This is a genomic window from Metasolibacillus meyeri (assembly GCF_003049505.1).
Lineage (GTDB): Bacteria > Bacillota > Bacilli > Bacillales_A > Planococcaceae > Metasolibacillus > Metasolibacillus meyeri.
The window spans coordinates 1-13,694 of record NZ_PYWN01000098.1 but is presented as its reverse complement, the minus strand read 5'-3'; the positions used below and the strand labels follow the sequence as shown (position 1 = coordinate 13,694).

The window sequence follows — 13,694 nt, the reverse complement described above, 5'->3', positions numbered from 1 at the left end:
GATGTATAGTAAAAAAATACTTGTTGTTCACTTGATAAATAACATGTGGTCTTCTATTTAATTAAATTTATTTTGCCCATGCAACTTTAGAATATCTCGCAAAAATAGAGGGAGATAATAATGCTTTTTAGCATATTTAAAACTTGGGAAAAAATAGCCGAATGTAAATAAATCAAGTGTCACTAATTTATACGTGTGCTGTAAGTCTGCAACCTCTCCATTAATTACAAGCTCACGCTGTGCATTCAACTCGAAATGATAGGTTAACAGCTTGCCGAATACAATCCCTCTAAAGCCCAGTCCTTTAAATTGTAACTGTGGCCATTCTTCGTTCATTGATTGCACATATATTTCCTTAAGCTCTGTGCCAGTAAGCTCTATCGTACATAAATTAATTGGATGCGGTAAAATTCTGTGCAAGTCATATGCGGATACATAGCCCTTCTCCAAATTCTCTAAAAAAATACCCGCATTAAACATGGCACAGTCTGCACCTGTATACTGCAGAATTGCCTCTGCAAATAAATCGGAAAGCTGCGAATAATGGAACCACTCTTTATTGTACGTTTTCGGTGCTGTAAAAGCAGGCTGATCTAACTTTTGTTGTGCCTCATTCATCAAGTCTTGCAAAAAATTAGGCTCCTCTTTTGGGCTAGGTAGCAATGCACATTCAACGACTTTTTCCTGTTTTACCAACTTTTTCGTTTGATGGTCAAAGTCCATTGTTAAATGCCCTACATATTGACCAAACTTCCCGCAACCCGTTAGTAACACATCACCAATATATTTTCCCGTCTCAAATAAATGATGTGTATGTGAGCCAAAAATCACATCAATATCCGTACACTCTTCAGCAAGTAATTCATCCTCTGTCTTGCCTAAATGCGATAAGCAAATAATGATATCAACTTGCTCCTTTAACTGCTCTACAATCTGGATAATGGCAATTCTCGGCTCTGTCACCTGCCATTTTAATGAGCGATAAAATACTTCAAACTGTGCAGTAGCACCGACAACACCAATTTTCGTACCATATTTCGTCGTTAAAATCGTATAGGGTTTTAACCATGCGGGTTGCTGCCCCTCCATCGATTGCAAATTCGCAACAACAACTTCAAATGTGGCGTGCTCATAAAGCGCCATTAAATCTTCATGTGCAAAAGTAATTCCTTCATTATTACCGATTGTCACAACATCATATTTGGCTTCATTCAGCATGCGCACATTGCCCTTGCCCTTCATTGCCTCTGTATAAATATGGGAACGGTCAATATGATCGCCAATATCTATTAAAAAGCTAGGCTCACCTTGCGCAGCTAATAGCGTACGCTGTGCATGAATATAATTTTGCGTACGCATCCAAAATTCAAAATGACTATGTAAATCGTTCGTATGAAAAAAATGAATTTTCTCTCGCACAATGCACACCTACCCTTTTTTAATAAAATTAATTACACCCAGATTTTTTCGAGCGAATGGAAGTTAACCATTCATCGCTAACTAAACAGTCATCTCTCCATCTAATAGCGGAAACATCTTGTTATTACTGACGCTCTACTTTCGATATAGAGAAACATTGCTACATTAAAATAATCCATCGATAATAGAACGAATACCTAGCAACAATAAAATAATTCGTAGTACCAGCACTAATGTTTCAGATTTTAACTTTTTATTTAATTGTGCACCAAATTTCGCACCGATATAGGCGCCTGGAATGACTGGCAAAGTATATAGCCAAGGCACATGCCCTAAATAAATATGCGAAGCAGAGTTTACAATTGACGTTAAAAATACTAAAAACATCGATGTTGCAATTGCCACATGCGGTGGGAATAAAAATAAAATTAACATTGCAGGCACAATCATCGATCCACCACCGATACCAAAAAGACCTGACATGATGCCAATAACAAATGTTAATAAAAAGGCAAACCAAATAGGATAGCCATACACATATTCTTTGCCTTCACTATCTATATATGTATGCTTCGTTCCATGCTCTACAAACCAACGAACAGGCTTTAATTTATCACGCACTAATAAAATAATTGATAAAACAATTAATAAAATACCAAAATATAAATTAAATGATGGTAAATCTAGCCCTTTATTAATCCATGCGCCTAACATCGTACCTGGGACACTACCTATAAAGAAAATAAGACCTGTTTTATAGTCAACCGTATTTGATTTCATTTGTGATAACGTTGAAGCGAGCCCTGTAAAAATCATCATCACAACAGATAAACCAACTACTGTTTGCGGTGTAATATCTGATATAAGGCCTAAATTAATGCCTATAAACAGTGTTGCAGGCACTAAAATAACGCCTCCACCTAATCCTACGAGTGCCCCTACAATACCTGAAGCTACCGCAATAATAAATAGCAAAACGAATTCCATTACAATTCTCCTTCAAAAATATTTAATTGTTTCGGTGATAAATTGTCAAAATGTAAGCCTAAGATTTCCTTTAAACGCTGTGCATTCGGTGCTGCATGGTAATCTGAATTATTATTAAATAGCACATATACATCCTTCGTTTGCTCTTGCAACTGCCGAATATGAGCAGCTAACGATTGCAACTCGTCCTCATTATAATCATATAAAAAGCGAACTTTCCGCCAATTATGCGCATTACCACTATTACGCCAGCCATGTATATTGCGCCCATGAATACGAAGAAGCGCTTTATTTGCTGTAGCAATCGGCACTAATGGAACAGAACCAATACCAGCCTGTGGTTCATCACAAACTGTATGAATGAAACCATGCTCCTGTAAAAATTGCAATGTTTTCTCACGCACCTCTGCCGCATACCAAGTTTGATTGCGGAACTCAACTGCGAGTGGCAAATGAGGTAACTGCTGTTTGACATAGCGAATATAATTGACATTTTTAGCTGTACAATCAAACCATGGTGGAAACTGGACGAGTACCATCGCCAGTTTTCCAAAACGCTGAAACATATTCGCACATTCTAAAAAAGCTTGAAACATATCGTTGCGCGTCTCATATGGTAAATCCTCACGCAAATGCCCCGTAATGCCTTGATAGGCCTTTAATATAAACTGAAAATTATCAGGTGTATCCTGACACCACTTCTCAACATTTTGATTATTTGGAATGGCATAAAAAGATGTATCCACTTCAACTATCGGAAAGTGTCCACTATAGTCAAATAATTTATCGCGAGCAGTGGTCACCGTCGAATATAGGGCAGGATGATCTCCCCAGCCAGTTAGCCCAATCGAAATCATTTCCGCTCCCCCCTTACTATTATCATGTCCTTTATCATAACACATTTTGACATGTTGAATATATTCATTCAAAAGTCCCGATTCGCCCAATGAAGCTGGATTTTCGCCCATTGAACATAGGTTTTCACCCAACCAACGCCTGAATTCGCTCATTGAACCTGAAATGGCTGTCTAAATTTTAGACAGCCGCTCCCTTCTCTATTTCTGTTGTAATGTACGTAAACAGACATCTGTTAAAATCTCAATAGCATTGAAAATCGCTTCATGATTAAATTCCATATACGGATCATGTAGACCAGGTGTCACATCTGCCCCTAAGCCAAGCATCGTTGCCTTTAAATATGGTCGCTCAATCGTATAAAAATGGAAATCATCCGCTCCAGGTGTCACAATCGTTGACAAGGCAGGTACTCCTAGCACATGCTCAATAGATTGCGCCATGAGTGTAGCTGCTTCTTCATTCACTGCCGCAGCAGGAACATAGTCAAAAAACTCAAGTTGAATTGGCACATCATGCATCGCACTTAATTGCGCACAAATCGTTTTTACTTTGTGCTGCAATTCATCCATTACGGCATTCGTTTGGGCACGTAAATCTAAACCAAACGTTGCTTTACCAGGAATGATATTAAAGTTCTCTGTACCTGCATGTAAATTTGTCATTTTCACTGTTGCCGCAATATGCGGATCTGTATACGTTAACCCTAAATGGTGCACAATTGAAGCTGCCACTTCAATCGCATTTACTCCTTTATGCGGCCTTGCTCCATGATGATCTAATCCACCAATCTCACCTTTTACAAAAACACATGAGCCATGTTGAATCCCTTGCGTACAATTCGGAAAACTGATTTCATCAAACGGGCGTAAATGAACACCGTAAAAATAATCTAAATCATCCACAACACCCTCTTTAATGACGCTTAATGAGCCGTTTCCAAGCTCCTCTGCTGGTTGAAAAATAGCGCGCACCGTACCACCGATATCGCCCATTTCCTTTAGCTGCTGCATAACACCTGTTACGATTGTCATATGCGCATCATGTCCACATGAATGATTCGCCTTCATTTCCCCATTGACTTCCTGCCATAATGCGTCCATATCTGCGCGCAATCCTATTTTCGGTGAGCCAGCGCCAATTTCCACCGAAAAGCCCGGAATATGTTTGAAACGCTTTGGTTGAAAACCCGCTTCCTCAAATAGTGCAACAAGGTAGTTCGTTGTTTCAATCTCTTTCCAGCTCACCTCACCATTTGCATGTAAATGCTCAAAAACTTTTATTATCTTCTCTTTCATTTGCAGAACCCCCTCACATAATCACAATATTATTAATTCTTTCGTTTGTTCTTGACTTCATCGCTTGTGCTTTGTAGGATACAATTAGCGACTATCTAGCGACATTCTCTTTATTGTAAAAAAAGACGCATAACATATGCAAGTAATTTTCTATTTCGTTAAAGCAGGAAGCTTAAAACGATAAAGTGCAGATGGGCGACCTTTTCGATGAGCCGATTGTTCGCCAATAATCGTTATGTAGTTAGCATCATGCAATTTTTTTAGCATGCGCTCTGCCGTCCTTCTCGTTACTTGTAAAAACTGCGCTAACTGTGCGGCTGTAAAAGGCTCGTTATGCTGCAATGCTGCATAGGCAAAAATACGTGACATGTTTTGCGTACTTAAATGGACGCGTTGTGCGATTGTCACTAATTGCGGATGCTCTATAGAATGTGTTAATTGCTGTTCTACAATCGGATATGGTCCATGCAATGTTTGCTTAGCATCCATAAAGTAAAATTTCTTTGTTTGTGGAAAGGAGCTTGCGACAAGCGCATTATTGTATGCTGTTTCCATTGAACGCCCGCTGCCAAAGGCGATTCGCACATCCTCATGTAAGGCATTATGCCATTTTTTAAATAAAGGATGTGCAATGACAGATTTTACTTTGCCAACTGTCGAATATACGGCAATGCCATGCTCTCTTTTAGTCAATGCCGCACCCATTAATTGTGCAAATTCAGCTAACTCCTCTTGTGAGCAATGCTGGCCTCGTATAAGGCCGACAGCAATTTGAGCTGCCTCAGCTTTTACTAATAATGCCTGCTCTTTTGCTTTAGCTAACGTATGTAGTATATCGTTATCTGTATCGATAATACGGATAACTGGATAGCCTTCCTCACAAAGTTGGTCGTATACGGCATGAATACTTGTAATCGCTAAATCTATTTGACCGCTATCTAACGCCTTGCGATGAAAGGCCAATACAGGTTGCGATGGCTGCGCACTTTGCAAGCAGAATGTCTGCATAGTAGGTGGGTGGTGCAAGTCATTACATAAACTTTGCCACTCTTCTTCATGACGGTAATCAAGTGAAACGCGCATTAAAGAATAACCTAATTGGACAGCCTTTAACAATGTAATGGCTAACGCTTGTACATCTTGACGTAAATAAACAACAGGTATTTGTAGTTGTTCTAGTTGCTGCTTCGAAAAATCATACGGTAGCGAGCCTGAAAACATTAATACATCACAGCGCTCAATCATTTTTACTAGCTGAGGTGCTTCAGCTGGATCTTTGTATTCGTAGCACTCAAGATGATATGAAGAATCTAATGCAGCAAGCGCTTGCACCTTCTGGCAAAAGCTTGTTGAACCGATTAAAGCAATTGTTATCATAAAAAGAAAACCCCCTATTAAAGAAAGGATGTATGACATGAAAATTGAAAAAATTGAACTATTTGCTATTGAGCTTCCACTAAAGGAGCCATTTATTATTAGCTATGCTACTTATTATACGATGCCTTCCTTAATCGTCAAATTGACTTTAGATAATGGTGTTATCGGCTACGGTGAAGGTATAGCAGATGAGCATGTGACTGGTGAAAGCATGTATGGCGCATTTGAAATTATCGAGAAAATTTTAGCACCACGTTTAATCGGTATGAACCCACTTCATATGGAAGCAATTCATGACGTTATGGATCGTGCTATTCTAGCTGCACCAACTGCCAAAGCAGCGCTCGATATCGCTTGCTATGATGCTGCTGCCAAATCCTTAAATATGCCTGTTTATGATTTGCTCGGTGGACGTTTCCATGAAGAATTTCCAATTACGCATGTGTTAAGCATTCAAGAGCCTGCTGTCATGGCACAAGAGGCTCTCAATAAAGTAGAAGAAGGCTATCGTTCATTCAAACTAAAAGTTGGCGCAAAAATGCTGGAAGATGTCAAACGCATTCAAGCAGTAAGAGAAGCTGTCGGTCCTGAAATCGCGATTCGTGTCGATGTCAACCAAGGCTGGAAAAATAGCGCCACTGCATTGCAGGCGCTTGCACTTCTTGAAAATTGTCACCTCGATTGGATTGAGCAACCAATTGTAGCACATGATATTGACGGTATGGTTGAAATTAAACAAAAAACAACAACGCCTGTCATGATTGATGAAGGGCTTGTTGGCATTGCAGAAATGCGTACAATTATTCAAAAGCAAGCGGCACATAAAGTAAATATTAAGCTTATGAAGTGTGGCGGCATTTACAAAGCTAATAAACTGGCAATTATGGCAGAAATGGCAAATATCGAATGTCAAGTTGGCTCGATGGTGGAATCATCTGTCGGCTCCGCAGCAGGCTATCATGTTGCCTTTTCTAAAAAGTCGATGACGAGTGTGGAGCTAACAGGCCCATTAAAATATAGCGAGGACATTGGTAATTTGCAATTTGAGATTCCATTTATTCGCTTAAATGGTCAAGCAGGATTAGGCGTTGATGTTGATGAAAACACGCTTACTAAGCTAACTGTGAAACAAAGTATTATATGCTAAGAAGTCATTGGAAAAGTGCTTGTACAAGGCTTTTCCGATGGCTTTTTGCATTATACTTTATATAGGTAGATTTCGCTATAAAATCCCATTTTATGCTTAAATCAATTACGCCTCGGCGTAATTGCGTCCAGATTTTTTCGAGCTTGCTCGAAAATTTCCCCTTCAAAATCTGTGACATCCGCCGGAGGCTTTATCATGATTCAGCGGGCGTTTAGACACCCTCTGAATAAAAGGCAAATGAAGCATTCATCTGTGAAGGTAGGAGTTTTCTGTGCCTGACGCTACACTTTCGGTACAAAATCATTGCTGAATTATGATAAGCCTTATTTTGTCGTTCTTGTAACGCATTATACAATGGATTACTATTATTTTGTACGGATTAGTTTTCAAAATTTTCAATATAGGAGGGCATTTTACAGTGAAAAGACTTTTCGGACTACTCTTTTGCATGATGTTACTAGCAGCCTGCGGTAGTGCACCACAGGAAGAAAGTGCGCCAAACCCTACCGAAACAGAAAATGAACAAGAAACAGCCACTTATGAAGAGGATATCGAGGAAGAGGAAACCATTGCTACGCCGACTTTTCCTGCTTCTTGTGAAGGTCTATTATTTGCAAAAGAAGCAGTGATTGAAGGGAAAAAGCTAGCAGCCTGTATGGGAGATGCCATGCTCGCAGCAGGTAGTGGCTCACACAAAGTCATCTCATCAACTGGTACTTCAAAGGTAGATTTCGAGTGGAATCCTGATTTTTCAATGTACGTTGAAAGTGAAGATAGCTCAGTCATCATTGATGGCGATACAGGATGGATGAATATCCCTGACAGAGGATGGATTGAGGAAACAGATGAGCCAAGTGACGGGGAAGAAGTCATTGCATCAAATGTCGTAAAATTAACACGCATTTTAGGTCATCCCTTAGTCATTGCTGAAAACTTTGCACAATCCCCTACATGGCATGTTATCGAGCAAGGCCCTGTGCCCGATGCAGACGCCTTCGTCGATACAGCATGGCATCTTGCACCAGAAGGGCCAATTCACCTTGGTGGTGCTGTACTCACAGATGTGCAACTTTGGGTTACAAATAATTATTTAGGTGCCTATTACATTGCAACAGCAACAATTAGTGGCATATCTGATACGACGAGCAATACATTTATACAATGGGGAGAGCCTGTGAACATTCCAAGCCCTAAATAAATAGGAGGAAATCATGATGAAAAAGCTTGTACTAATTTTGACATGTGCCTTATTACTTGCAGCTTGTAGCAATAACTCGAATGGGGAGCCAAATAAAGAACCCGTTGATAAAACAAACAACCATAGGAACGAAACAAATCATCAAGTTGATGAAGAAAAAAATCAATATGCTGATTTTCAATCTGCTATCCCAACTGATTGGCAAGTACAGCTACCGACAAATCTACCTGTAACAGAAGGTAAGTTTTTAACGGCTAAAACAACAGCTAAAGAAAGTGAAATGACTTTCGAGTTTTATGAATTTGATGAAGAAGTAATGCTCGATGCACAGAACATAACAGATGGCTACTATATCGGTCAATTAACCGTTACGCGCTATGAGGATGAATTCAAAGCAGATGATGACATCAAGGTGCAGCTTACATTACATGATGATTATGTAGCAGATGCAGGTCCTGAATTAATTTATCCATTCATTGCTGGTGATGAAAGTGTCGTCAACTGGGCAGACAGCCATGGATGGTACGTTTTTGCTTATTCTATGGAAAAATCTGAGCAAGAGCTTGTCGATTGGATTAAAGAAAAAGATTTAGTTAGTGAAATCACAAATGGTACGGGAAGTGGCTACTACCCTCGCCCACAAATCATAGGACAAATGCATTTTTATGCAGATGATGAAACAAGAACATTTGTGAAGTGGGCACAACAGGAAATCGTCTTTACATTAAATGATTTTAATGAAGATACTTTAAACTGGCTTCATACATTTAGTGAGAAAAAATAAAGTGAACCTTCAATTTGGTAATAAAGGAACACCAGCTCAGCACATCCTGTGAAAACGGGATAAAATACAAAGCCCTTATCATCAATCACATTTGGATGACAAGGGCTTTTCTTATGCTTCTTTATTTTTCCATTGCTTAAGCGTGGGCAGAAAACTCTCTAACTGCTGACGAACCACTTCTGGCGCTTGTTGACGCTCTTCTACTAAAAGAGGAACTAGAAAGTCTAACATCTCTTCCAGCGTTTTATATTGATGCTCACCATCCACATAACACCACTTACAATAATCTTCATTAAAATGCTTATCCAATTCCTTACTTACAACATCATCGCTCTGAAGATACATACCACAGCATTGACATATCAAGCTTTTCGGTGAACCAAGCAAAGTATTGATTGTAACGTTAAATTTCTCGGAAATCGTCTTTAATGTTTCATAATTCGGTGTCGTTTTTCCTGTTTCCCATCTGGAAACTGCTTGACGTGTTACACAAAGAATTTCTGAAAAATCCCCTTGTGATAACTGATTTTTATTCCTTATTTCTTTAATAATTTCTGCCGTCTCCATATTATCCTCACCTCACCTCTATTTTATCTGAAACGTTTCGACACAGAAAGCAACCGTTTGTTGCTAATGAATAAATCTCTAATCTAATATTTCACCGCATCCACTATAAGTGATGGAAAAACAAGTTGCCCTCCTTGATTACGGGGGTCATATTTTTTCGAACGGAAAATAACACCTTTGTTTCCATCCCATTCTGTTTCATGAAACATACCTTCTTCATCCAAACAGCATAGCACTCAAACATTTAAATTATGGTATTCATGCAATAAATGTTTAATAAACTCCTTTTGAGCGATGGAGAAATGCTTGTGCACTGAGATGGCCCAACCTAACGTAATATGCTTCGGTTCATGATCGATTAATGGCACAATCGCAATATCACCATTTTGTACAAATGGGTCATTCAACATGCTATATTCAATAAAAATACCAATCGCCATATCCTGCGCAATCGTTCGCTTTAACAGCTCGATATTATTTGATTTGAAAATTAGCTGAACTGGACCGTATTTATTGTTAAAATCCTCTAAATACCAATTAGAAAACTTTCCATCAATATTGACAAATGGATAGGATAATAGCTCCTGTGGTGTCACACTTTTTTTAGAAGCTAAAGGTGTCCCCTTTCCCGTGCATACAACCATTCTTGAATCCATAATTTTATGGATGACTAGCTCCTTCATTAGTTCCTCATTTTGCTCATATAAATAAATAAGTCCTAAATCAGCACGATCCTCATTTAAATCCTCTAGCACGTCCTCTGTACTTTTACTCATAATCGTCAACTCGACATTTGGATGTGCCTGCTTAAAAGTAATAATCGATTTCGTCAAAACAGCCATAAAATTCGGTCCAATGGAAAAACGTACCTCCCCATCAAGCATTTGCTTTTCAATTTGTGCCTCTTCTTTAATTTCTTCAATAGTCATTAAAATACGATAAGCCTTTTCAATGACAATCGCACCCCTTGGTGTTACTGCTGTTCCTGTACGTGAGCGCTTAAAGAGCTTGAACCCAAGTTCCTCTTCAAGGCGCGCTACAGATTTACTAATTGCTGCTTGGCTAACATGTAACTGCTCAGCAGCAGCTGAAATAGAGCCTGTTTTGGCAATAGCATTAATATATTCAAACTGTTCAATATTCATATAAAACCCTCCAACCATAACCTATAGTTATATTAACATAAAACATAGTATCTTTACTAATTTACTATGAAATAATAAACTACCAATATAGCTTCACATATATTTTACACAAAACAACATTATTAAAGGGGATGGAGATTTACTATGAACAAAGTAATCAAAAAATTTAAATCTAGCTTTTTATTACTTGTAACTGTTGCATTGCTATTAGCCGCATGTGGCAAGGATGCCAACAAAGAAGAGGAAGTAACCGTGAATATCGCCTTAAATGGAGGGCTGACTTTATTAGCTGTTGCTAAAGAAAAAGGCTGGTTTGAGGAAGAATTCGAAAAATTAAATGCGAAGGTAGAGTGGCACGATTTCCAAAGCAGTGTACCGTTGCTAGAAGGTCTTGTTTCAAATCGCGTAGATTTTTCATTTATTGGAGATGGCACGGTGGTAACAGGTAAAGCAGCGAATATGCCTTTTACAGTGATTTCAACAATTGGCTTACAAGGAAATCAAAACAGTGTTATCGTCAAAAAAGATAGCCCAATTCAATCAATCGCTGACTTAAAAGGAAAAACAATCGCCATTGCAAAAGGCTCATCAGCACATATTTTCTTAATTAAAGCATTAGAAGCAAATAATTTAACACTAGCAGACGTCAAGCTTGTAGAGCTTCAGCCAGATGAAGGCTACTCTGCCTTTACAACAGACAAAGTAGATGCTTGGGGCATTTGGGACCCTTATGTCACAACAGAAATTCAAGCAGATCGTGCACGCATTTTAGAAAGTGTAGAAACAATGGGGATCGTTGCACCAGCAGTGATGATTGGTCGCGATCAATTTATTCAAGAGCATCCAGAGTTAACAGAGGCTTACTTACGTGTTTATCAAAAAACAGTGGATTGGGTAAATGCAAATAAAGAAGAAACCGCTACGCTATTAGCAGAGTTAAAGCAAATGGATGGCGATTTAGTTCAAACATTAGTGGACTACACACAATACATCAATACACCTGTAACAAATGAAGTTGAGAAATCAATGCAGGCAACTGCCGATATTTTACTGGATACAGCCACAATTAAAGATGAAGTAGATATTAGTAAAGTATACGACAACACATATATCAACAAGGTACTAAAATAATGATTAAAGAGGGATATCCACTCCCTCTTTTTCTAAATAGGAGTAGTTGAAAATGAGTAATAATCGACAACAATCAATTGAAAATTATAAGCAAACAGCAATAAACATTCGCCAAGTTGCAGAATCTGTATCAGAAGAACTATTAACATGGAAACCGACTGAGCAAGCGTGGAGTATCCAAGAAATTATCGGTCATTTGCTTGATTCGAATATTATTAATTCTTATCGCCTTCGCAAAATTATTGCAGAGCCTGTCACACAGCTTGTCACATTCGCCCACGAAGATTGGGTTACTGTGCAACAATTTTCCAATAGCGAGATAGCTGATCTGTTAGCCACGTATGATACGCTGACAAATTATAACGCTACGTTACTTGCAAAATTATCGGAGGAGCAATGGCAAAAATATGGCTTAAAGCAAGATGAGCCTATTTCAGTCGCACATATTATTGATAATTTTATTTGTAAGCATGTAGAAAAGCATTTAACACAAATCGAACGTAATCGCTCACAGTTTAATGCCAAATAATTGAAGGGGGCTGTTTTATATATGTTAGTCACAAAATTACTTCATGAAGCCTCAGTAATTGAACCGGAAGTCATTGCATGGCGCCAGTATTTACATCAACACCCTGAGCTTTCTTTTCATGAACATCAAACAGCAGACTATATTGAAAAGGTGCTACAAACCTTCCACCATTTACAAATTAGTCGACCAACGCCCACAAGTGTGATGGCGCGTCTAATTGGGGCAAAGCATGGGCAAACGTTAGCAATTCGAGCTGATATTGACGCATTGCCGATTGACGAGGAAACCAATCTACAATTTACCTCTCAAACAGCAGGTGCCATGCATGCTTGTGGGCATGATGGACATACAGCGACTGTCCTTGGTGTTGCCAAAGTGTTATCAGCGCATCAGGCAGAGCTGGCGGGAGAAGTTCGCTTTATTTTCCAGCATGCTGAGGAATTGCCGCCAGGTGGCGCAAAGGAAATGATTGCTGCCGGTGTGATGGATAATGTCGATGCCATTATTGGAGCGCATTTGCAATCCCCTATTGAAGTTGGTAAAGTCGGAGTTATCGTTGGCCCAATGCTCGCTTCACCAGATATTTTCAATATTACAATCCATGGTAAAGGTGGACATGCTGCGGAACCACACACATTTATCGATAGTATCGCGATTGGCTCACAAATCGTTACAAATTTACAGCATTTAGTATCACGCTATGTCAAACCAACAGAGCCACTTGTGCTTTCTGTAACACAGTTTAATGCTGGTTATACACATAATGTAATTCCTGAAAATGCGACACTTGGAGGGACGGTTCGCTGTATACAGCCTGCATTGCGTGAGGATATACGTAAACAAATGGAGCAAATTGTCAAAGGTATTACAGAGGCACATGGGGCAACATATGATTTCTCTTATCATTATGGCTATGATCCACTCGTTAATGATGCAGCAATAACAGCTCTTGTAGCAGAAGCGATTACAGAATTATATGGGGAGGACGCCCTCTACACAATTCAGCCGAATATGGCAGCAGATGATTTTTCTGCTTTCTTACAGTACGCACCAGGCACTTATTTCAATATTGGGGCTGGCAATAAGGCAAAGGGCATTGTTTATCCTCATCACCACTCAAAATTTACAATTGATGAAGGGGCATTGCTTATCGGCATGAATGTATTCCTTGCCGCTACAGTGAAATTTTTACACCCTACAAACTAATGAAAGACTAACTATATAAAGTCAAGTAAGAAATGAAAAAATCTTTGAAAG

13 protein-coding genes and 1 pseudogene are annotated in these 13,694 nt (G+C 39.0%); 6 read left to right on the top strand and 8 right to left on the bottom strand.

Annotated features, from left to right (window positions below):
• Positions 1 to 57: 57 nt before the first annotated feature.
• From C9J34_RS14370 to C9J34_RS14350, 5 genes are all read right to left on the bottom strand, one after another.
• On the bottom strand, positions 58 to 1,419 hold the full coding sequence (locus tag C9J34_RS14370) for a bifunctional metallophosphatase/5'-nucleotidase (protein ID WP_107840867.1): 1,362 nt from the start codon (positions 1,417 to 1,419) through the stop codon (positions 58 to 60).
• A 165-nt stretch (positions 1,420 to 1,584) separates the two neighbouring features.
• The gene (locus C9J34_RS14365; protein ID WP_107840866.1) at positions 1,585 to 2,406 is read right to left on the bottom strand and encodes a sulfite exporter TauE/SafE family protein; all 822 of its coding nucleotides are present in this window, start codon (positions 2,404 to 2,406) and stop codon (positions 1,585 to 1,587) included.
• Positions 2,406 to 3,263 (bottom strand): DUF72 domain-containing protein, encoded by an 858-nt coding sequence (locus C9J34_RS14360; RefSeq protein WP_107840865.1) that lies wholly within the window; start codon positions 3,261 to 3,263, stop codon positions 2,406 to 2,408. Before C9J34_RS14360 ends, C9J34_RS14365 begins: the two co-directional genes overlap by 1 nt.
• 198 nt (positions 3,264 to 3,461) lie before the next feature.
• On the bottom strand, positions 3,462 to 4,559 hold the full coding sequence (locus C9J34_RS14355; RefSeq protein WP_107840864.1) for an amidohydrolase: 1,098 nt from the start codon (positions 4,557 to 4,559) through the stop codon (positions 3,462 to 3,464).
• Between the two features lie 150 nt (positions 4,560 to 4,709).
• On the bottom strand, positions 4,710 to 5,936 hold the full coding sequence (locus C9J34_RS14350) for an HTH domain-containing protein (protein WP_193769020.1): 1,227 nt from the start codon (positions 5,934 to 5,936) through the stop codon (positions 4,710 to 4,712).
• A 37-nt stretch (positions 5,937 to 5,973) separates the two neighbouring features.
• Between C9J34_RS14350 and C9J34_RS14345 the strand changes: the two genes are divergently transcribed.
• From C9J34_RS14345 to C9J34_RS14335, 3 genes are all read left to right on the top strand, one after another.
• Positions 5,974 to 7,083: a mandelate racemase/muconate lactonizing enzyme family protein gene (locus C9J34_RS14345; RefSeq protein ID WP_107840862.1), complete on the top strand. Its 1,110-nt coding sequence runs from the start codon at positions 5,974 to 5,976 to the stop codon at positions 7,081 to 7,083.
• 418 nt (positions 7,084 to 7,501) lie between these two features.
• Complete coding sequence (locus C9J34_RS14340) at positions 7,502 to 8,281, top strand: putative periplasmic lipoprotein (RefSeq protein ID WP_107840861.1); 780 nt, start codon at positions 7,502 to 7,504, stop codon at positions 8,279 to 8,281.
• A 16-nt stretch (positions 8,282 to 8,297) separates the two neighbouring features.
• A complete protein-coding gene (locus C9J34_RS14335) occupies positions 8,298 to 9,065 on the top strand; it encodes a putative periplasmic lipoprotein (protein ID WP_107840860.1) in 768 nt (255 codons plus the stop codon).
• Between the two features lie 111 nt (positions 9,066 to 9,176).
• Here C9J34_RS14335 and C9J34_RS14330 read toward each other — a convergent pair whose 3' ends face one another.
• The 3 genes and pseudogenes from C9J34_RS14330 to C9J34_RS14320 all read right to left on the bottom strand — a co-directional run bounded on the left by C9J34_RS14330 (position 9,177) and on the right by C9J34_RS14320 (position 10,777).
• Positions 9,177 to 9,632 carry a zinc ribbon domain-containing protein gene (locus C9J34_RS14330; protein ID WP_107840859.1) on the bottom strand — a complete coding sequence of 152 codons (456 nt, stop codon included), beginning with the start codon at positions 9,630 to 9,632 and terminating at the stop codon, positions 9,177 to 9,179.
• A gap of 83 nt (positions 9,633 to 9,715) precedes the next feature.
• A pseudogene (locus tag C9J34_RS14325) lies at positions 9,716 to 9,853 on the bottom strand (class I SAM-dependent methyltransferase); the annotation flags it as partial.
• A 15-nt stretch (positions 9,854 to 9,868) separates the two neighbouring features.
• Positions 9,869 to 10,777: a LysR family transcriptional regulator gene (locus C9J34_RS14320; RefSeq protein WP_193769019.1), complete on the bottom strand. Its 909-nt coding sequence runs from the start codon at positions 10,775 to 10,777 to the stop codon at positions 9,869 to 9,871.
• Positions 10,778 to 10,921: 144 nt separating this feature from the next.
• Here C9J34_RS14320 and C9J34_RS14315 point away from each other — a divergent pair, with 144 nt between their 5' ends.
• The 3 genes from C9J34_RS14315 to C9J34_RS14305 are packed head-to-tail and all read left to right on the top strand — an operon-like array spanning position 10,922 to position 13,643.
• Complete coding sequence (locus C9J34_RS14315; RefSeq protein ID WP_107840857.1) at positions 10,922 to 11,908, top strand: ABC transporter substrate-binding protein; 987 nt, start codon at positions 10,922 to 10,924, stop codon at positions 11,906 to 11,908.
• A gap of 52 nt (positions 11,909 to 11,960) precedes the next feature.
• Entirely contained in the window at positions 11,961 to 12,437 is a 477-nt protein-coding gene (locus C9J34_RS14310; protein WP_107840856.1) for a DinB family protein, read from the top strand.
• Positions 12,438 to 12,458: 21 nt separating this feature from the next.
• The gene (locus C9J34_RS14305) at positions 12,459 to 13,643 is read left to right on the top strand and encodes an amidohydrolase (RefSeq protein WP_107840855.1); all 1,185 of its coding nucleotides are present in this window, start codon (positions 12,459 to 12,461) and stop codon (positions 13,641 to 13,643) included.
• Positions 13,644 to 13,694: the final 51 nt, after the last annotated feature.